19 protein-coding genes, 1 tRNA gene and 2 pseudogenes are annotated in these 20532 nt (G+C 49.6%); 10 read left to right on the forward strand and 12 right to left on the reverse strand.

The window, feature by feature from the left end; all coding sequences use genetic code 11:
- The coding region (locus Q0605_RS00650) for a dihydropteroate synthase (protein ID WP_298703347.1) at window positions 1–200 on the forward strand (200 nt) is incomplete at its 5' end.
- A 181-nt stretch (window positions 201–381) separates the two neighbouring features.
- Here the strand turns inward: Q0605_RS00650 and Q0605_RS00655 are convergent.
- The 10 genes from Q0605_RS00655 to Q0605_RS00700 all read right to left on the reverse strand — a co-directional run bounded on the left by Q0605_RS00655 (window position 382) and on the right by Q0605_RS00700 (window position 10121).
- Window positions 382–1098, reverse strand: a complete 717-nt coding sequence (locus Q0605_RS00655) for a hypothetical protein (RefSeq protein ID WP_298703349.1) — start codon at window positions 1096–1098, stop codon at window positions 382–384.
- A 243-nt stretch (window positions 1099–1341) separates the two neighbouring features.
- Window positions 1342–1632, reverse strand: coding sequence for a hypothetical protein (locus Q0605_RS00660; protein WP_298703351.1), 291 nt, complete (start codon window positions 1630–1632; stop codon window positions 1342–1344).
- Window positions 1633–1700: 68 nt separating this feature from the next.
- Window positions 1701–1946: a hypothetical protein gene (locus tag Q0605_RS00665; RefSeq protein ID WP_298703353.1), complete on the reverse strand. Its 246-nt coding sequence runs from the start codon at window positions 1944–1946 to the stop codon at window positions 1701–1703.
- Window positions 1947–2025: 79 nt separating this feature from the next.
- Window positions 2026–2190 carry a hypothetical protein gene (locus tag Q0605_RS00670; protein WP_298703355.1) on the reverse strand — a complete coding sequence of 55 codons (165 nt, stop codon included), beginning with the start codon at window positions 2188–2190 and terminating at the stop codon, window positions 2026–2028.
- Between the two features lie 93 nt (window positions 2191–2283).
- Window positions 2284–2640, reverse strand: a complete 357-nt coding sequence (locus tag Q0605_RS00675; protein WP_298703357.1) for a hypothetical protein — start codon at window positions 2638–2640, stop codon at window positions 2284–2286.
- A gap of 31 nt (window positions 2641–2671) precedes the next feature.
- On the reverse strand, window positions 2672–3625 hold the full coding sequence (locus Q0605_RS00680; protein WP_298703359.1) for a Dyp-type peroxidase: 954 nt from the start codon (window positions 3623–3625) through the stop codon (window positions 2672–2674).
- Between the two features lie 229 nt (window positions 3626–3854).
- A tRNA-Ser gene (locus Q0605_RS00685) sits at window positions 3855–3942 on the reverse strand.
- A 443-nt stretch (window positions 3943–4385) separates the two neighbouring features.
- Window positions 4386–5843 (reverse strand): TolC family protein, encoded by a 1458-nt coding sequence (locus Q0605_RS00690; protein ID WP_298703361.1) that lies wholly within the window; start codon window positions 5841–5843, stop codon window positions 4386–4388.
- A complete protein-coding gene (locus Q0605_RS00695; protein WP_298703363.1) occupies window positions 5830–8988 on the reverse strand; it encodes a multidrug efflux RND transporter permease subunit in 3159 nt (1052 codons plus the stop codon). The genes Q0605_RS00690 and Q0605_RS00695 overlap by 14 nt, the downstream gene beginning before the upstream one ends.
- Window positions 8988–10121: an efflux RND transporter periplasmic adaptor subunit gene (locus Q0605_RS00700; protein WP_298703364.1), complete on the reverse strand. Its 1134-nt coding sequence runs from the start codon at window positions 10119–10121 to the stop codon at window positions 8988–8990. The genes Q0605_RS00695 and Q0605_RS00700 overlap by 1 nt, the downstream gene beginning before the upstream one ends.
- 178 nt (window positions 10122–10299) lie before the next feature.
- Between Q0605_RS00700 and thiD the strand changes: the two genes are divergently transcribed.
- The 8 genes and pseudogenes from thiD (at window position 10300) to Q0605_RS00740 (ending at window position 17968) form a co-directional block, all read left to right on the forward strand.
- Window positions 10300–11400: a bifunctional hydroxymethylpyrimidine kinase/phosphomethylpyrimidine kinase gene (gene thiD, locus Q0605_RS00705; protein WP_298703366.1), complete on the forward strand. Its 1101-nt coding sequence runs from the start codon at window positions 10300–10302 to the stop codon at window positions 11398–11400.
- A 585-nt stretch (window positions 11401–11985) separates the two neighbouring features.
- Complete coding sequence (locus Q0605_RS00710; protein ID WP_298703368.1) at window positions 11986–13137, forward strand: MFS transporter; 1152 nt, start codon at window positions 11986–11988, stop codon at window positions 13135–13137.
- A 53-nt stretch (window positions 13138–13190) separates the two neighbouring features.
- A pseudogene (locus tag Q0605_RS00715) lies at window positions 13191–13439 on the forward strand (DUF1440 domain-containing protein); the annotation flags it as partial.
- A gap of 119 nt (window positions 13440–13558) precedes the next feature.
- Complete coding sequence (locus Q0605_RS00720; RefSeq protein WP_298703370.1) at window positions 13559–15142, forward strand: tannase/feruloyl esterase family alpha/beta hydrolase; 1584 nt, start codon at window positions 13559–13561, stop codon at window positions 15140–15142.
- A 22-nt stretch (window positions 15143–15164) separates the two neighbouring features.
- The gene (locus Q0605_RS00725) at window positions 15165–15641 is read left to right on the forward strand and encodes a hypothetical protein (protein ID WP_298703372.1); all 477 of its coding nucleotides are present in this window, start codon (window positions 15165–15167) and stop codon (window positions 15639–15641) included.
- A 274-nt stretch (window positions 15642–15915) separates the two neighbouring features.
- Window positions 15916–16398, forward strand: a complete 483-nt coding sequence (locus Q0605_RS00730) for a flavin reductase family protein (protein ID WP_298703375.1) — start codon at window positions 15916–15918, stop codon at window positions 16396–16398.
- 109 nt (window positions 16399–16507) lie between these two features.
- Window positions 16508–17266: an SDR family NAD(P)-dependent oxidoreductase gene (locus Q0605_RS00735; RefSeq protein WP_298703377.1), complete on the forward strand. Its 759-nt coding sequence runs from the start codon at window positions 16508–16510 to the stop codon at window positions 17264–17266.
- A gap of 117 nt (window positions 17267–17383) precedes the next feature.
- On the forward strand, window positions 17384–17968 hold the full coding sequence (locus Q0605_RS00740) for an NAD(P)H-binding protein (protein WP_298703379.1): 585 nt from the start codon (window positions 17384–17386) through the stop codon (window positions 17966–17968).
- Between the two features lie 23 nt (window positions 17969–17991).
- Here Q0605_RS00740 and Q0605_RS00745 read toward each other — a convergent pair whose 3' ends face one another.
- Entirely contained in the window at window positions 17992–18201 is a 210-nt protein-coding gene (locus Q0605_RS00745; protein WP_298703381.1) for a 4-oxalocrotonate tautomerase family protein, read from the reverse strand.
- 188 nt (window positions 18202–18389) lie between these two features.
- On the opposite strand from Q0605_RS00745, the gene Q0605_RS00750 reads away from it, so the two are divergent.
- Complete coding sequence (locus Q0605_RS00750) at window positions 18390–20162, forward strand: aryl-sulfate sulfotransferase (RefSeq protein WP_298703383.1); 1773 nt, start codon at window positions 18390–18392, stop codon at window positions 20160–20162.
- A 168-nt stretch (window positions 20163–20330) separates the two neighbouring features.
- Here Q0605_RS00750 and Q0605_RS00755 read toward each other — a convergent pair.
- Window positions 20331–20532 (reverse strand): annotated as a pseudogene (locus Q0605_RS00755) (hypothetical protein); the annotation flags it as partial.

Below are 20532 nucleotides of genomic sequence, written 5' to 3' on the forward strand. Positions count from 1 at the left end.
TGGCCACCAGCTCCACCCTGCCGATCATGATCGACTCCACCGAACCCGACGTCATCCAAACCGGGCTCGAACACCTGGGTGGACGCTGCGCCGTGAACTCCGTCAACTTCGAAGACGGCGACGGCCCGGGCTCCCGTTACCAGCGCATCATGCAGCTCGTCAAAACCCACGGCTCCGCAAAATTTTGTGAAATTTTTTGAAATTTACGGCATTTTGCGAAGTTTCAAATTTCATGCCGTGCTCCTTAGAATTTCGTACCGCGCTGTAAAATTTTAGCGTATGCGAAATTATAAAATTTACGCCCAAATTTAACTTGCAATCAATTTAAGGAGTCGAAACGGTTTTTTAAATTTTAACGCCGATATCGCTTAATAGGCTCTTTCATTGAAATATCACAAACTGCTTTTGAAATTTCGATGGGCTGATCCGCCGCTCTTTCAGCATATAGCGGCAAACCCTTTCAAAGTCCTCTCCGCTCATCATAAAACTGATAAATTCGCCCTTGCCGTCATAGATGATCAAAGTATCGATCGCACGAAAGCTAAATTTCCCCTCCGTGATCTTTGAAAAAATCAGTTTGGCGATGAAAAACGGCAAAATCAATGCCGTCAGGCTCATAATAAAAATTATAAATCCTCTAAGGCTCTGTAAAAATCCGGCAAACGCGACGGCTATCATGATGAACGAAAGCACAATACCTGCGGAATTTCTAGCGGGCACGATATGTCCGAATAGCGGAGTGGCGGTGAGTTTTATGAGCGATATCTCATCAAATTTTATAGATTTCGTGATTTTGCCCTTGTTTACGTAGTTGATACTCCTGTTCGTCAAATGCACAAGGCGCGTATGGGCGCTGTTTAGATACGATATGACGGCGAATGCTACGAAAACAAACGGCGTATAGTATGGGAAAATATCTCCTATATACAGAAACACCGGTACCGCCAAGGGAGCGAAGAATAGGTTATAAATAAAGAATACTATTATGTTGTAATCTCTGACGACGGGGAGTTTATTATCAAATTTCAGCGGGTTTCGACGCTCGGCCCTGTTTTGTTCGGATTTCGATTTTTGCGGCTCATCGTTAAAATTTTTCATTAAATTTGCTCTCGTTTTAAAATTTTATCGCTAGCGGCTCGGGCATTTTTGCGCTGTTAAATTTGCCGTTCGCGCCGCACGCACTAGCGACGCGATCCCAAGCAGAGCCCGCTTGCGTCCTTTTAAAATTTTATTTCGTTCAAATTTGTCCGCGCCTTTGTTTGTACGTTGCGCATCGGTATCGCCGCGCTTATGAACTGCACCGCGTGCGCTTACCGCGCAGCCGCATGAAATTTCGAGATCTTATAGCTCGAAATCAAAGCAGTAAAAATCATCCGCCTCGCTCCAGAGCTCTTTTAGCGAGCGCCCGTCTATCTGCGGCGCGGCGTAGAGTTCCTGCAGCGTGGCGAAATACCGCTCACCGCTTGCGTTTGCGCCCGTTTCGTCCGCGCATCTTTGAAACGAGCAGCGATCCGCATAGGCGATGATCATATACTCTGCGCCGCGCAGACAAAAGCCAAGCTCGGGCTCGCCGCCCTCGGCTACGCATTTTAGCAGCATTTGCTCTATAGTTTCAAATGAGTAGTCTGACATTTCGCTCCAATCTTAAAATTTCATCGCCGCCGCGACGCTTATTGTACCGCCGCATATCGCGAGCCGTTTTACTCCGCCAAAAACCCGAAGCGCTCGATCATATCCAAAAGCATATCAGCTCTACAAATTTCATCGTCCAGCAGATCGTCGTATTGATCTCGCAGTCGCTCGGCGTCTTGCGCCACGAGCCCTAGATATTCCCTAGCCTGCGCGAAATCCCCTTTCATCACAAAGTATTCGCCTAAGATCACGCGAGCTTGCGTCTTGCTAACCTCGTCGCCTTCGCCCTCAAGTGCTGCTTTTAGGCTCTGCACGCCGCCCTCTTCAAGCCCTCGCGAGAGCTGCGTTACCTTCTGTAAAGCTTCGCATCCATTTTCGCTCCTTAGTTAAATTTCATCTAAAATAATAGAACAAATTTCCGCCGTACTTAAGATCCACGAACTCCTTGCTGTCAAAAGACAGCTTAAATTCCATGTGGCTCAGATATTTGGCGTCCTGCGCTTTCTCTATAAAATTTCTTATCAGCCGCTCTATCTTTCCGCCCCCTTCGCGGCGCACCGCATCCTGCCTCGTGAAATAAAAAACTACGGGCGCGTCGGATACCGCTGCGATATACCAAATTTTAAGCGGCGCTAAAAGCTCGTTTCGGTTTCACAGCAGCTCCTCTACCGCGCCTTGGATCAGATCGGTGCGGATCTGCGACTCGAAGGACTCGACCGAGATATAAAAATTCTTTAGCTCGTTTAGCTTCGCGTAAAGCGGCGTGCGGGCGAGGTAGCGCTCGATGCACTTTTTATCGGTGATTTTTGCGGCGTCTTTATCGAAGCGAAGCACGATCTTAAGCCACGCCGAGTTCTTGCCCGCGCCGTAAAACGCGCTGATAGGATGGACCTTAAATTTAGAGTTTATAAACTCCAGTAAACCGCTGATATTTTCGCTGTTTTCGGCTCTATTTTCTATGATCTCTTTGCAGCGCCTGCTCTGATACGGGCTTAGATCGCAAAACATCGCGCGTCTTTAAATTTAAAGTGATTTAAATTTAACCCGCATCGTAAGCCTCGAGCATATCGAAGGTCGGAGCGAAAAAGAGCGCGCCCGTCTTTGCGGTGCTGAAATCCAGTAGGCGGTCGTAGTTGCCTCGCGGGCGGCCGATAAACATACTCTCAAGCATCAGCTCCAGCGTGCTAAAGGTGCTTGCGTAGGCGATGAAGTAGGTTCCCGTCTCGCCGCCTTGCATAAACGGCATATTGCCGCGCACGACCTTTTTGTCGTCGCCGACGTTGGCTGCGGCGGAGTGCGAGTTGCTGGGCTTTATCTCCTCGCTCATTTCGATATCGTTTTGCTTGGATCTGCCGATGACGCGCTCCTGCTCGGCGACACCCGCGGCGTTCCACGCGCTCATATCGTGGATATATTTTTGCGTAAAAAGATAGCTACCGCCCTTGTATGCCGCATCCTCGTCGCCTACCTTGGCGAAAAAGTCGCGATCTGCGCCCTGGGGATTTTCGGTGCCGTCCACAAAGCCGATGATGGCGCGCCCGTCGTAGTATTTAAAGCCGCAGATCTCCTCCTCGCACGTCGCGACGTCCTTTAGCGCGGCTCTGATCTCGCTTGCCATATCGTAGCAAACGGCTTGATTCGCCGCTCTGATGTGGATATGGATATCGCCTCCGGTAGCGGGCGCAGCGTGTTTATCGCCCCTAATCTCTTCGAAATTTTTTAGCTCCTTCGGCAAAGGCTTCGGCAAGCCGAGCATTTTCCACGCCTCAAAGCCCACGCCCAGTACGCAGCTCGTTTCGCTGGCCGCGCCGAATCTCGTAACGGCGGTTTTGTTTAAATTTATCACCAAAGCGCAAAGGTCCTCGAAAGCCTTTTTGCAGGCGGTCTTGCCCGCGCTAAAGCGCCAGATCATAAATACGGTGTTGTTGCCGGGTGCGTCGGTTACGTTTTGGGATTTTGCGTGCGCACAGGCGCAACTTTTTTCTTTACTCATTTTCTCTCCTTTAAAGTAAAATTTAAAAGGAATTTTAGCGCAATATCGGTAAATAGCGGGCGCAGAGATAGAATTTAGATGGCTTTGGGTTTGATTTTTGGCGGAGGAAATTTTGTCTTTGATCGTAGGATTTACGGCGAGGGCGGAATTTTGGCTTTAAATTTATAAAATTTGCGCCGAGTAGGAAAGCGAAATTTTGAAGTTTTGCGAAGATGAAATTTCGAAGTAGTGGCAGATGGGAAGGGATTCGAACCCTCGAAAGCTTGCACTTTACACGCGTTCCAGGCGTGCTCCTTCAACCGCTCGGACACCCATCTAAATTAAAAGTCGCGATTATAGCGAAAATCTAAAATTTTGCCAAATTCCTTTTCGGCGCGTAACCGCTCGTCTTTAAATTTAAAACGCGACGCTTGGAATTTCGCCGCAGCGCTTAGAATTCTATCGCAATGCTTGGAATTTTTCTGCAGCGATTAGAATTTCGCCGTGCTGCTTGGAAATTTTACCGCAGCGCTTGGAATTCTGCCGCGCCGCTAAGCCCGGCCGCCTTACGTTTCCTAGTCGAGCGGCGATTTTACCTTGCTGCGGATATTTTAAAATTTAGATTACTTTTTAAATTTAGACCTGCCGTACGCCGCGGGGCTAAATTTAAAAAGCGCAAGCAGATTTTACTTTCATATAGTCCGCTTGCACCGTAAAATTTCGGCGGCGCTTTAAATTTATGAGTATCTTAAAATTTCGCGCCGCCAGTAAATTTAAAAAGCTAATTAAAAATTCTATCCTTCGGAAAGGCGGACATATCGGGCTGCACGTCCTGCTCGGCGCCGATAAGCGCCTTAATTTCGCTATCCTCGATGCTAAAGCCGCCGCCGAGCGCCTTGTAGGCGTTTACCGTCGCGTTTAGCACATCAAGATCGGTCTGCACTTTGTTTAGTTGCGCGTTAAGCAGGTTTCGCTGCGAATCCAAAAACTCCAGATGGTCGCTGTAGCCCGCCTGATACCTGCTTGAGGCGTTTGAATAAATTTTACTCTGCGAAGCGACGAGATCGGCGAGGCTTGCCTGTCTTAGTTTGGCGTTTTGCACGCCTACAAGCGCGTCGCGAACGTCGCCGAAAGCGGTTTTAAGCGCCTTGTCGTATGCGATGAAGCTCGCGTTTTGCTCTAAATTTGCAAGCTCTACGCGCCTTTTTTGGCGGCCAAAATCAAGTAGCGGCCCTACGAGCGAGCCGCCGATGCTCCATGTGCTCGCACTTGCGGTAAACAGCCTGTCAAACTCGCCGCTTGCGTATCCCGCCGAGCCCGTAAGCGAGAAGGTAGGGAAGTAGCCCGCCTTGGCGACGCCCACTAAGAAGTTGCTTGCGCGCAGATTTTCGAGCGAGCTTGCGACGTCCGGACGGTGCAGGATCACGTCGCTTGGGATTCCGCTTGGGATCTGCGGAGCGCTAGGCATTTTCGCAGCGGTCTGCGGCGCGCCGCGTAAAATTTCATCGTAGCTCTTGCCCGTTAGGATATTTAGCGAGGTCTGCGCTGCGGAGAGCTGATTTTGCACGCTTATGAGGCTTGCCTCGGCGCTTTGGACCGCGGCTTTGGCCTGATAAAATACGATCTCGCTAACTGCGCCTGCATCGAGCTGCTTTTTGCGGTAGTTTTGCGTATCTTGATAGCTTTTTAGGCTGTCTTTTAAAATTTTCTCCTGCTGCTTTAGTGCTAGTAGCGTAAAATAGGTCGTTGCAACCGTGCTAGTAATCGTATTTTTGGCGGTTTCGTAGTCGTATTTCGTCGCATTAAATCGCGATCGCGCCGAATCTACGCTGTTGCGCACGCGCCCCCAAAAATCGATCTCGTAGCTTAGCACAGCGCCGATCTGATACGAGCCATGGGAGTTGCGATCAGGCTGGTTGCCGAAATTATTTTGACGCACCGCGCTGCCGCTTAAATTTACGTTCGGCAGATATTCAAGCTTGTTCAGCCCTAAATTTACCCGCGCGTACTCGACGTTATTCAGCGCGGTTTGCAGGTCGGAATTCTGCTCCAGCGCGCTTTGGATCAGGGCGTTTAGCTGCGGATCATTAAAGCTTTTCCACCACTGCGTACTAACGTTCGTGCTCGCGTAATCCGCCTTAAAGCCGGTCTGCTTTTGCGGCGTAACGGGCTTGAAGTTGCAACCGCAGAGTAAAATTCCAAGCGTCAAGGCGCTTAAAAGAGCGTTATTTATTTTCATCATTCACCTCGTTAGTTTGGACTTTTTTACCGCGTCTATCAAGCCAAGCGTTGAAGCTTTCGAGCAGGTAGAAAAACAGCGGCACGAAAAAGATCGCGATCGTAGATGCCGCGAGCATTCCGCCTACTACGCCGGTTCCCAGCGCGTGGCGGCTAGCAGCGCCAGCGCCGGTGGCGATAACCATCGGAAGCACGCCAAGACCGAACGCAAGGCTCGTCATCACGATAGGGCGGAACCTCATCTTGGCGGCTTCTATGGCGGCATCGGCGATAGAGCGATGATTATTTAGGTGCTCGTTCATCGCAAATTCCACGATCAAAATCGCGTTTTTCGCCGCCAGACCGATTAGAAGCAAAAGTCCGATCTGAAAATATATGTCGTTATTCAGCCCGCGGAAATACGTAAATACGAGCGCGCCGAATACCGAAAACGGCACGGCGGTAAGCACGGCAAGCGGCATGAGCCACCTTTCGTATTGAGCCGCCAGGATCAGAAACACGAAGATCATTCCAAATACAAACGCCTGCGAGCCTTTGCCGGTCTCGCTGACCTCTTGATACGCGGAGCCCGCCCAGCCGATAGAATATCCGCTAGGAAGCTCCTCTTTTATAACCTCTTGGATCGCTGCAATCGCCTGACCCGAAGTGTAGCCCGTATTTGGCTCGCCCATAATCTGCGCTGCTGGGAAGGCGTTAAATCTATTAACGGAATCAGGACCCAGCGAGCGCTCAAGTCTCACTAAAGAATTTAACGGTATCAGATCGCCACTAGCGCTGCGGACGTAGAGCGATTTTAGATCGTTAGGATCGTCTCTGTAGTTTTGCGTAGCACGGATATAGACCTTGAATGTGCGGCCCATGAGGTTAAAGTCGTTGATATAATACTGCCCGATGGTAGAATTTAGCACGGTAAAGATATCCGCTATCTTAACGCCTAGCATCTTTACCTTCTCTTTATCGAGGTAGAGCTTATACTGCGGGAAATCAGTATCCAGCGTCGTTCGCACGAGTTTTAAAGCGGGATGTTGGTTAGCTTTGGCGGTTACGCGATCCATATCGGCGCGAATTTCATCGTAGCTCTTGCCCGTCGTGCTTTGCGCGTAGAGCTCAAATCCGCCCGTAAGCGAAAGCCCCATAATAGGAGGCGGCGTAACGACGTAAGTCATCGAGTTGCGATCCGCGCCGTAGAGCTGCCCGTTTAGCGCGGCGGCTAAGGCAAAGTTGGAATTTTCATCGCCTGGGCGATCTTTCCAGTCTTTTAGCTTCATAAAAAAAGCTCCCGCATTTTCTCTGAGCGCTCCGGCTAGCATATCGTATCCCGTGATTTGGGTTATATCTTTTACGTTTGGATACTTTTTAGCGATGCTTGCGATGAAATCCTGATCGGCTTCCGTCCTGGGCAGAGTAGATGCCGAGGGAAGCGTAGTCATTGCCATAATCGAGCCTTTATCCTCATTAGGCACTAGGCCGCTAGGAGTAAGTTTAAGAAGCTCTATCATCGCATAGATGATGATGCCTACAAAAACGAGGCTGATTAGTACGTGGCGAAGAACCATGCCGACGCCTGCGGCGTAAATTTTAGTTGAGATGCTAAAAAGATTATTAAACCATCTTATAAAGAAAAACGGCTCGGATTCCTTTTTTTGCAAGATCAGAGCGCAAAGTGCGGGCGTTAGCGTAAGGGCTACGAAGCCCGAAAAGCACACCGAAGCTACGAGCGTTAGGGCAAATTGTCTCTGCATAACCCCCGTAAAGCCCTCCATAAACGCAACCGGCACGAAAACCGCCGAAAGCACGAGTACGATGGAGATGACGGGCGCTACGATCTCGCCCATCGCTTTTGTGGTAGCCTCTTTGACGCTTAACTGCGGCTCCTCGTGCAAAATTCTCTCTACGTTTTCGATTACGATGATGGCATCGTCCACGACGATACCGATAGCAAGGATGAGCGCAAAGAGAGTGATTAAATTTATGGAAAATCCAAAAGCGTAAATTCCGATAAATGCGCCGCAGATTGACACAGGCGCAGCAAGCGTCGGAATGATAGTCGCTCTAAGGTTCCCTAAGAACATATACATAACGATGATGACAAGGATTAACGCTTCAATGAAAGTATAAATGACCTCTTCGATCGATACTTTTACGAAGCTAGTCGTATCGTAGGCGACGTCGTAGGTTAGCTCGCCTGGGAAATTTGGTTTAAGCTCGTCTATGCGCTTATTTACCGCTTCAACTACGGCTAGGGCGTTGGCGCCACTTTGCATAAAGATAAGCACAGGCACCATCTCTTTACCGTTAAATTTCGCCGAGATATTGTAGCTTGCGCCGCCAAGTTTGACCTCGGCGACATCTTTTACGCGCAAGAAATTCCCATCTTTTTGTGCGCGTATGATGATATTTTCAAACTCTTCGACGGTTTTTAAACGACCCTCAGGCTTGATCGCATATACGTAGGGATTGCCTAAGTTCATCGGCTGCTCGCCCATCTTACCCGCGGCGTATTGGCTGTTTTGCTCGCTTATTGCGGCGATTATCTCGGCAGTCGTAACGTTAAATTTCTTAAGTAGTTCAGGCTTAACCCAGATCCTCATAGCATAGTCTTTCGTACCCAGTGCTTGAGCTTCGCCGACGCCCGGTACGCGCTTTAGCTCATCTACGACGTTGATAGCTACATAGTTTTGCATCTCTACGACGTCCATCTGCTCGCTAGGATCGTAAAACGCAAGCACTTCCAGCATCGTGCTGCTGCGCTCAGTGACGGTTACGCCATAGCGGCGCACTTCGTCGGGAAGTAGCGTAAGCGCGGGCGTTACGCGGTTGTTTACATTGACTTTCGCATCTGCTGGATTTGTGCCGATTTGAAAATATACGTTGATACGAATGTCACCGGAGGAGCTTGCTGAGCTTTCCATGTAGATCATATTTTCAACGCCATTGATTGCGTTTTCAAGAGGGGCTGCGACGACGTCGGCGATCGTCTGCGCATCCGCGCCGCTATACGTAGCGCTTACGACGATTTGTGGCGGCGTGAGCTGCGGATATTCCTCGACGGAGGAATTTTTAAGAGCCAAAACGCCCGCGATTACGATGATGATCGAAACGACGCAGGCAAAAACGGGGCGGTTGATGAAAAATTTAGAAAACATTATTTCCCGCTTTCCGCATTGCTCTGAGACGGTTGCTCGTTAGGCTGCCCCGCTACGTAAGGATCGGTGCTTGCGGGTACGGGAGTTACCTTGGAGCCCACGTTGATTTTTTTAAAATTATCTAAAATGATCTGATCGCCGTCTTGCAGCCCGCTTGAGATCGTCGCCGTGCGGGTATCTTGCGCTGCGATTTTGACCATCTTTTTAGCGACCTTTCCGTCTTGCACGACATAGACTATGGTGTTGCTAAGATCTTGCTTGAGCGCAACTTGCGGAATTTTAAAGCCGTTTTTCTGATAAAAGCCATCGACGCTTATTTTGGTAAAAACGCCCGGACGAATTTCCAAGCTTGGATTTGGAATTTGAGCTTTGGCGCTGACGGACGCGGTATTTGTATTGATGACGCTATCGATGAAGCTTAACGTGCCGTTGTAGTCCTTGCCGCCGAGATTTATGCTTACCTGACGACCCAGCTGCTTCCACTGCCCGTTTTTTAAATTTGCATCAAGTTCCAGTCTATCGACGTCCGCAATACCGAATTCTACGTCGATCGGATCAAATTTAGAAAGCCTAACCAGATCCTCGCCCACGTTTACGTATGCGCCTACGTCCTTTTGCGTATCGCCCGCCATGCCGTCAAAAGGCGCGGTCACGAGCGAGTGGTCAAAATCAATCTTGGCGCTTTTAAAATTTGCTTCAGCCACCATAAACGCGGCCTTTGCGGTATCGAAATCCTTTTGAGAGATCGTGTTGCTAGCTTTTAGCGCTTTAGCTCTTTTGTAGTCCGCCGAGGCGTTTTGCAGATTAGCGTTTGCGCTGTCAAACGCCGCTTGGTAGCGCGAGCGGTCGATCTCGTAGAGCACGTCGCCCTTTTTGACGCTGTGGCCAGGTTCAAAAAGCTGCTTTTCGATGGTGCCCGAAACCTGCGGCTTTAACATTATCTCAAGCTCGCTTACGGTCTGTCCGTTAAATTTCAAAATTATCGGCACGTCGGCGGATTTGGCGGTAAATACGCCAACCGGCAGCGCGGGAGCCTCACCACTTTGTTTTGCGCCGCTTTCCTCCTTTTTTTCAAAATAGGAGCAGCCCGAAACCAAAAATGCTGCGAAAATCAAACTAGCGACTTTTTTCATGTAATTTCCTCTAATTAGGTAGGTTAAAATTTTGTATTTGTAATAGTTATTACGAGACGAACGTAGATTATATTAAAAACTACATAAAGAAAACTTAAATTTAGCCCGTAAAATAATTTACCGAGTGGAATTATAGCGGAATTTCGATATAATCGCGCTAAAATTTTAAAGGCTTTTTATGAGAAAAATTCTTACTATCGCGGGTTCGGACAGCGGCGGCGGCGCGGGCATCCAGGCAGATATCAAGACGATCAGCGCGCATAAGATGTTTGCAATGAGCGCTATTACGGCGCTTACGGCGCAAAATTCGCGCGGCGTATTCGGCGTACTGGACATTTCGCCAGATTTTGTAGAGGCGCAGCTCGATGCGATTTTTAGCGACATCTTTCCGGACGCCGTTAAAATCGGAATGATCTCCAATGAGGGGGTTGCCGAAGCCATCGCAAAGAGCCTGAGCAAGCACGGCGCAAAAAACGTCGTCTTAGATCCCGTGATGGTCGCTACTAGCGGCGGAGTTTTGATGAAACAAAGCGCGCTGCATGCGCTAAAATACAAGCTCGCTCCCGCCGCGGAAATTATCACGCCCAACGTACGCGAGGCCGAGGTTTTGGCGGAGATGAAAATTTCAAGCTTAGCCGATATGCGCGCCGCAGCGGTTAAAATTTCGCAGTTTTTCGGCGGCGCGATTTTGATCAAAGGCGGTGATCTTGCCGATTTGAGCGAGACTCGCGGCGCGACGGAAACGGACGCGGCGCAAAATTTTAAAGCTTTTGGGCGCGAAACGAGCGAAAATGGCGCACGCGAAAATTTTGCGGGTTCGATGAAGAGTGCAAATTTTGCGGATGAAAATTTTACTAGCAAAGGCGTAAATTTAACGGCGAGCGCGGAGCCTTCTTTTGAACAAAATTTATCTGCAGCCTCCCTAGGCGCTGGTTTTGAACCGAGCGGAGAGGACGCGGATTTGAGAAATTTAGCAGTCGATATTTTGTACGAAAACGGCAAATTTTATGAGTTTTCCGTACCTAAAATTTCTACGCGCAACACCCACGGCACGGGCTGCACGCTCTCAAGCGCGATCGCATGCGCGCTGGCGGCGGGGCTTAGCCTGCCCGCAGCCGTTGCCCATGCCAAGGGCTTCGTGCGCAGGGCGCTTGGCTGGAGTGAGCAGATCGGGCACGGATGCGGCGCGATAGATCATTATTTCACGGTCCAAGATCCCTTCGGCGCGGACTTTGGCGGATCTTGCGCGAACGAAATAAAAATTATTTCCCTAGATTAAAATTTAAAGCGCTCGTTGAAATCCCTGCATTCGTAAAATTTCAAAATTCCGCTGCTATTAAATTTAACCTAGCGGCACGAGATCGTCCGAATGGCTCGTCGCGACTTGTGATAAACGGCGGGATTGCGCGGCTAAAAAGCGTGCGCTACGAGAATATGCGTACTTAAAATTTTAGTTGATTTTTAGGCATCATAATCCGCGTAGAATTTTAAAGAATTTTTGAATTTTATTGTAGGGTTCGCGTTGCAAGTTAGGGCTTTCCTTATTTGCCTTATGCTATAGCCCTGCTTCGTGGCATTGTTAAATTTGCGTTATTTCTTATAGGTCTTTATACGCGAAAAAAGTGGATTATAAATATAAGCTAGTCATGCACTCACTGCTCACGTTACTACCTGCCTTCGCCCCTTCAAGGTAGATGCATCATTGTATGCCCGACCATTGCGCTATACTTGCCGCAGTATTGCGACACCGCTGCAAACTTGCGATCCATGCCTGTCGACTCATATTCGCTGAGCTTGCTAAAATTCCAAATTTTCTAGCAAAAGAGTTATAATGGCTAAAATTACGTAAATTTAGGAATTTAAAATGCACTGCAAAAAAGGACTACTACTCTTAATCATCGTCTCAGGGATAATCTCTGCCGCAGATAACTGGATCGCATCGCTACTGCTACCTAGCATCGCAGATACGTTTGGGGTGCAGGTGGGCGCCGCCTCCGCAGTTTTGACGGCATATCTGATCCCCTATGGCTTACTTCAGCCGGTTTACGGACATCTTAGCGATCGCTACGGCAGAGGTAAAATTTTAATTCTGCTAATGCTCTTTTTGGCGATATTTACGCTTCTTTGCTCCACTGCAAAAAGTCTAGCGTGGCTTGTTTTATTTCGCTTTTGCACGGGATGCGCGGCAGCGGGTATAATCGCTGTCTGCCTCGGCGTTATAGGCGATGCATATGACGAGAAGGATAGACAAAAAATCGTAGCGATATTTCTGGGTTCGGTATTTTTAGGGCAGGGGCTGAGTGCGGCTTTAGGCGGATGGGCGGTGGCTAGATTTTCTTGGAGGGAGATATTTTTAGCCTTTTCTGCGCTGTCTGCAGTATCTTTCGTATCACTATTTACGCTAAATTTCAAAGACGCTCCGAAAAGCGGAGGCGAAAGCTTCGTAAAATCCCTAGCTAGCTTGCGTGGTGATGCTGCGCTTTTGAGAAGCTATTTTTTGGCTTTATGTAACGGCGTAATCGTGCTTGGGGCGTATTCATTCATAGGCGCTTATCTACTTAAAAAGCTGGGCTTGAGCTCAAATTTTGCCGGAGCCTGCCTTATGCTTTACGGCGTCGCTTGCTTTTTGGCAGGAAACGCTGCTAGATATTTAAAAGAGAAGTTGCCGCTAAAAGAAATTCTATCCCTCGGCTTTTTAGCGTCCGCTTCTGCGCTGTGCCTTTTGGCGAGTTGCTTCGCTGCCACTGCATATGTAGGGACGTTTTTGCTGGGATTCGGCTATGTTTGCGCGCAGTCCGTCCTAGCAAGCGCAGCGCTTCGTTGTGGCTCCGCCAAAGGTCTATCCTCTGGGATCATAGGCACGGCGATATTTTTCGGAGGCGGCATTGGTACTGCCGTAGGTGGCAAGGCGCTTGAATATTTAAGCTACCAAGGGCTATTTTGCGGCTTTGCTGCGTTAGCCGCCGCGCTGCTGATTTTTTACCGTGCAAGCTTTAAGGGCACGCGTGAAATTTAATGCTCCGCAACAATAGCAAAATTTAAAATTAAGCACACTTCGCTGTCGAGAAATTTCCTAAAATTACGCTATTTCAGGGCGCTGCATTCGGTATCGTCGTAAATATCGCAGTGCATTGCATCACGCTGCCGCTTTTAGGACTTACACCACCGCTTTTTCAGCTTCCGTGGTATGAGTTCGTTTCGGGATTTTTTGGGCACGCGGTTTGGTTTTGGGCGATCGAAGTATTCCGCCGCGATCTACGAAATCGCGTAACGGGTGAGCCCGATCCCGCGGACCGCCCAAGCGCTTCGCTCTTCTAGCTAAATTTGGAATTCCGCCCCGTTTAGTGCGGAATTCCATCATTTTTTATAAACGCAGTAAAATCACGATAAATTTTTATGTTAAAATTATGATTAATAAAATTTCAAAAGGAGCGGCAATGAAATATAAAATTCTAGTTGCAACCTTTACGGCTGCTCTGGGCTTACAGGGAGCGCTTGCGAGCGATTTTGACGAGCAGGCTTGCGCGGCGCTAAAGGGCGCAAAAATTTACGATACAAAGATCAGTGAAGCGATCTGGAATCAAAGCGGCGAAATCGGCGCCGATAGGATATCTGCGCTAACCGGCGGAGCCAAAAAGACGCTAAAAGCCGCGCCGCACTGCATAATTCACGGCGAGATAGCCTCCCGCACGGGCTCGGACGGCAAGCATTACGGCATAAAATTTGAGCTGCGCTTGCCAGGCGATTGGAACGGCAAGCTGCTATTTCAGGGCGGAGGCGGTTTGGACGGCTTCGTAGCGCCGGCTCTTGGCGCCGTGCCTATCCGCACTAGCACTGCAACGCCTGCGCTTATGAGGGGCTATGCGGTCGTCACGACCGATTCGGGACACCCTACGCCTACGCCCGAGTTCGGACTTGAGCAGCAGGCGCGGTTAGACTATGCCTATCAGGCCATCGGCAAGGTCGCGAGCGTCTCAAAGCAGCTGGTTTTTGCGGCATATAAAAAAGCGCCCGCGCACAGCTATTTTATGGGCTGCTCAAACGGCGGGCGCTCGGCTCTGATGGCGGCGCAGAGGTATCCGCTGGAATTTGACGGCGTAATTGCGGCAAATCCTGGTTTTAGGCTTTCGCGCGCGGCGATCGCGGAGCAGTGGGACAACCGGCAGCTTATGAAGATCGCGCCTAAAAACGCCGCAGGGGATAAAATTGTCGCAAACGCCCTTACACAGGAGGATTTGGATAAGCTAAGCATGGCGGTTCTGGATAAATGCGATGCGCTAGACGGTCTAAAAGACGGCATTATCGGCGCTTGGGAGAGTTGTAAATTTGATCCTAGCGGCCTTGATCTAGCTAAAGAAAAAATTTCTGCGATAAAAGCGATATTTGACGGCGCAAAAAACAGCAAGGGCGAGCAAATTTACAGCGGCTGGTTTTACGATGCCGGAGTAAATCAGCCCGGCTGGCGCATGTGGAAGCTTGGCGACTCGCAAACGGCAGAGCCAAATGCTAGAAATATCGTACTCTCGAAAGGCTCGATGAATTATTATTTCTTGACGCCGCCGCAACCGGAGTTTGATCTGATGAAATTTGATTTCGATAAGGACGTAGAGCGAACGTTCGAGACTGCGGCGATAAACGATGCGATTTCGACCAAGCTAGATAGCTTCCGCGCTAACGGCGGTAAGCTCATCATTGTAACGGGCGTTTCAGATCCCGTATTTTCGGCGATGGATCAGCGAGATTGGTTTAAAGAACTGCAAGAGACGAACGCGAACGCGAACGAGTTTGCGCGATTTTTTGCGCTACCAGGGATGAACCACTGCGGCGGCGGTAACGGCATCGATGACGTCGATCCGCTAAGCGCGCTTGAAGCGTGGCACGAGCAGGGCGCGGCGCCGTCTAGCCTGCTAGGCAAAAGCACGAGCCGCGTGGGTAAACATATCCCTATCTGCGCGTATCCGAAAGTGGCTACCTATGTAGGCGGCGACGAAAATAGCGCGAGCAGCTTTGAGTGCAGATGAAATTCGATTTAAAGGAGTAAAGATGAGAAGTAAAATTTTAATCGTGGCCTTTGCGGCGGCGCTTTTGTGCGGCTGCGCGGCGCATGATACAAAGCCAGGCAAGGATACGAGCGCAATGGATAAGAGGGGCGAAAGCGCGGCTGCGGACTGCGGCGCTAGTGAGGGCGTCTGCAAGGTGCCCGCGGTGCAGGGGCCGATGGTAGGCAGCGGCACGGATGAGCACGGCTGCTTGGTCGCCGCGGGGCAGAGCTTTTCAAAGATCAAGAATGGCTGCGTGCAGGTCTTTGACGTCGCGGACGTGAGGCTGGACGACCCTGATAACGCTACGCTCGCGATCTACGGGATATTTTCCGCGGATAAAAGCAGGGTAGAAATTTTTTGGTCGAGCTTATCGCAGAGCGAAATTTTAAGCAAAGTTAAGGGTGGTTGCTACGTCTCGAAGGACGGCAAAATTTCGCTGCTAAAAAGCGGCAATAGCTATAAGATCCGCAGAAAATAGCGGGTGAAATTTTAAGTCAGCCAAATTTCGCGCGCCGCGGAGAAATTTAATCCAAGCTCGCCAAAGCTCGGGCTGGTCTAGTAGAGTCTAAGGCTTAAATTTAGGGTAAGTTAATACCAAGCATTCGGTTATTTGCGGCATCTGCCGCCGATAAAATTTAATCAAAGGAGCAAAAATTGAGGTCATAAAAGTAGATCTACAAAAATCATATCGTATCCTAAATCCGGGTGCGACCACGCTCGTATCGGCCAAATACGATGGCGACGTCAATGCGATGGCGATAACGTGGGCGCAGGCGCTTGATTATGACAAGGTTACCATCGTGCCGTATAACGGCTCGTACACGCGGACGCTCATCGAAAAGAGCGGGTATTTCGCCGTGCAGATCCCCACGGCCGCGCAGGCGGAGCTGGTTAGCGAGCTGGGCGCCGAAAATAACTCGCGCTTTGATAACGCGGACAAGATGAAAAACGTGGAAATTTTTTATAAAGATGACTCCCGCGTACCGCTGATCGCGGGCTGCGCCGCATGGCTCGTTTGCAAGCGTATCCCCGAGCCTCACAACGAGCAGAGCTATGATCTTTTTATCGGCGAGGTCGTCGCGGCGTATGCGGACGAGCGAATCTTTGACGGCGGGCACTGGCTGTTTGAAAAGATACCTGACGAGCTAAAAACGCTTCACTACGTCGCCGGCGGTCGGTACTATCTGGATGGCAAAGCGGTAGATACCAAGCGCACGCCCATAAGCGGCGAGTAAGCGCCTCGCAAAATGCCGGCAAATTTGTAAATTTAAGACGAGCGCACGCGTAAATACGCGGCGAGCTTCGGTAAGATTTCAAACTAAAGAATCTAAAAAAGGATAAAAAATGAAAAAATATATCGTCATCACCGGCGCGAGTTCTGGTATCGGAGCGGCCGCGGCAAAGGCGTTTGCTAGGCGCGGAGAAAATTTGATCCTAATCGCACGCAGAGCGAAGCCGCTACAAAGCTTAAAGGACGAGATCGCTAAAATTTCGCCTAAATCAGACGTCATCGTTAAAATTTGCGACCTTGCGTGCAGCGAGAACGTCCTAGCGCTTTGGGACGAGCTAAAAAGCTACGAGATAAAGGTGCTCATAAACAATGCGGGTTTTGGAGATTACGGCGCGGTCGGCGAGCGTGATCTATCCAAAATTTCGCAGATGTTACGTCTCAACATCATTTCGCTTGCGCTGCTAAGCCACCTCTTCGTGCGCGATTACAAGCATAAACCCGCCCAGCTCATCAATATCTCCTCCGCGGGCGGCTACAGCATGGTGCCAAACGCCGTCACCTACTGCGCGAGCAAGTTTTTCGTAAGCGCCTTTACGGAGGGCTTGCACTACGAGCTGGCGCAGGATAAAGAGGCTAAAATGCAGGCTAAAGTTCTAGCGCCCGCCGCGACTAGGACGGAATTCGGCCCCGTGGCGACAGATGACGCGGGCTACGACTACGACGCGGCTTTTAAGCGCTATCACTCGAGCGAGGAGATGGCGGAATTCCTGCTCGCGCTTTACGATAGCGACGCGTGCGTAGGCGCGGTGGATCGAAACAGCTTTGAGTTTAGCTTACAAGCCCCGCGATTTGACTACGCAGGTAAACGCTAAAATTTATGCATTATGCGTCGCGCAGACGATATGCGCGTAAAATTTAGAATAACGTAGCGCCTGAGCTAAATTTGACCGTAAAGCGCATTGAAATTTAAAGAAATTTAAGGAGTGAAAATGGGAAAAACCGCTTTTGTACTAGGTGCTACGGGCGTCGTAGGCAGGGAGCTGGTGCGCGAGCTTTGCGAGAGCCCGGGTTACGATGAGGTAGAAGTATGGACGCGCCGCGAGATAGGCTTTTGCCGTCCTAAGCTTCGCGCGCGGATCATTGATTTTGAAGGTATCTCGGATATCGCGCCGCATAAATTTGACGAAATTTTTTGTGCGCTTGGCACGACGATGAAGCAGGCGGGCTCGCGTAAGGCGTTTTTGCGCGTGGATGTGGACTACGTCTATGCGGCAGCGAAGTGGGGCAAAGCAGCTGGCGTGCGGCGCTTCGTGCTCGTATCATCTTGGGGTGCGAACGAGGGCTCGCTAAGCTTTTATCTGCGCGCCAAAGAGCAGGTTGAGCGATGCGCGAGCGAGCTCGGCTTTGACAGCCTTCAGATCGTCCGTCCGCCGATAATCTTGGGCGAGAGGTCGGATGCTCGCCTGCTGGAGAGGTTCGCGGCGGCGGTTTTTAAACTGCTGCCCGCCTGCGTGTTCGGTAAATTTAGACCGCTTAGCGGCGCAAGTAGTGTCCGCTGCAAGCGTGATTTTTAGCTCAAAATCCTATAAAAATTCGCTCATTTTTTCTCTTTATTTTGTTTGATCTCCTCAAGACTTAGACCGCTTTTACCGATGCTGTCCATACTGAGCGTTTCGATCATCACGAGTATTGCGGCTGGGTCTTTGCCTAATATGCGTGCTAGCGTATTCGTAATCTCGGCGATGATTTGCTTTTTTTGCTCTTTTGTAGGCTCCGGAGCGGCTACTTTTATATTTACGAATGGCATTTTCTCTCCTTAAATTTGATAAAGCAGGGCTAATTATATCAAATTTTAGCCTGTTACCCGTCTCGCTTGCGTTCTAAAATTTAAGTAGATATATTAGAATTTAACTTTAAATTTGATTTAAAGCTAGTATGATTATTATGTGATTTGGTAGTAGTAAAATTTGATAAATTTACCCAAAAGGAGCGAATATGCGTAAGAATTTTTTCGGTTCTATCGTTTTGGCTGCGGCCTTGGCAAGCGGCGCGTTTATAGCGGTGCCGCAGACTGCGAGTGCGGGCGTTTTGGCGCATCAGGTAAAAACCCAAGGCGAGCTCGGCTCGGTGTTTATCAACCCATACGACGTGGCGCCTCTAACCGCTATCATCGATAGGGCGGGCAAGGACATCAAGGATATCCACGTGCGGGTTTTGGGCAAACCAAACGGCGGCATCGACATCGCCTATAACGTCTCCGAGCATGCGCTGCTGACGCACGACGGCGTGCCGATCTGGGGGCTGTATCCGGACTATCTAAACGAGGTCGAAGTAAGCTACGTTTTTAACGGCGAAAAGAAGGTCGAAAAGTATAAAATTTACGCTCAGCCGATCGTGACATATAGCCGCGATTACAGATTTAGCCACATGCAAAAGATGAAGGTTAAAAAGGTCGATCCCGCCTTTAAAAACAGGCTCTATCTTATCAACAACACCATCACGAGCGTCCATAAGCCGCTTGATTGGAAAAACGGGGGTGCGGCTAGCTGGAATGATTTCACCGAAAATTTCATCGTCGATACGCAGGGCGAGGTCAGATGGTATCTGGACTATCAGAAATTTTACGACCGCAGCGAGCGCAGGGTGATGGACGGCGGCATGATGATGGGCTTTCATCAGCTGCCAAACGGCGATCTGAGCTGGGGCATGGCGCAGCGATATATGCGCTACGATATGATGGGCAAAGAGGTGTATAACCGCGAGCTGCCGCGCGGCTACATCGACCTTAGCCACGAAGTAATGCCGCTAAAAGGCGATCACTTGCTGCTTCGCGTCGGTAAATACAACTACCACCACGCAGACGGCAGGATCTCGCACACGATCAGAGATCACATCATCGAAGTGGACGGCAGCGGCAAGGTCGTGGACGAGTGGGATCTGAATGAAATTTTCGGTAAAAACGTCTACCGCAGCAACCTCATCAAGGCTCTTGACGCTCGCGCCGTGTGCCTAAATATCGACATGGACGCCAAAGAGATCAAAATAAGCGACGATCTGCCTTTCGGCGACGTGACCTCAACCGGCACGGGACGCAACTGGGCGCACGTAAACTCGATCTCATACGATCCTAGCGACGACGGCATCATCCTCTCGCTTCGCCACCAAGGCATCGTCAAGATCGGCCGCGACAAAAAGGTAAAATGGATCCTCGCATCGCCTGAGGGCTGGAGCGCGGACTTTAAAGAAAAAGTGCTTGTTCCTGTCGATAAAAACGGCAACAAAATCAAATGCGAAAACTCAAGGTGCGAGGGCGACTTTGATTGGTCGTGGACGCAGCACACCGCGTGGCTAACTCCGCGCTACGATAACAAGGGCTCTGTAAAGCACATTAGCGTATTTGACAACGGCGACGGTCGCGGTATGGAGCAGCCTGCGCTAAAAGAGCAAAAATACTCACGCGCGGTCGAGTACAAGATCGACGAGAAAAAGGGCACAGTCGAGCAGACGTGGGAATTTGGCAAGGAGCGCGGATTTGACTTCTATAGCGCGGTTACTAGCGTCGTGGAGTGGCAAAAGGATAAAAGCACGTATTTTATCTCAAGCTCAAACGTCTATCTGCTAAAGCCCGATAAGACGATCAAAATGGTACTCGTGGAGATCGATCCGAAAACAAACGACATTAAATTTGAAATGGACGTGGAGTCGGCGTCTAGAGACGACGTAGCCTACCGCGCGCTGGTGATTGATCCGAATATTTTTGATTATTAAAATTTCGCGCCGAGATTAAATTTAGTGCGATCGCCGCAGTAAATTTAGAATTTACGCGGCGGGTTAAATTCGGTCTGAAATTTAACCCGCTTGCTTAAATTTTACTCATCGCGTCGTTGAAATTCGGCTTATCAAATTTGCCGAATTTAATCTTTTAAGACTTAAATTCTACTCGCTTATAAAATATTTCTGAGCGTATGCAGCGTCGTTGTAAAGCCCTTCGCCGTATCTGTCTTTACCGTAATTTTTAATTATCTCTTGCCCTGCGCTTGAAGCTACGAAATCTATAAAATCTTTCGATTTCTTGCTTTCGGCAGTATCGCTATCGTTTTGTCTTAGGGCGCAATACGTATTTATTAGATATTTATCG

It is taken from the genome of uncultured Campylobacter sp. (genome assembly GCF_938017705.1).
GTDB lineage: Bacteria > Campylobacterota > Campylobacteria > Campylobacterales > Campylobacteraceae > Campylobacter_B.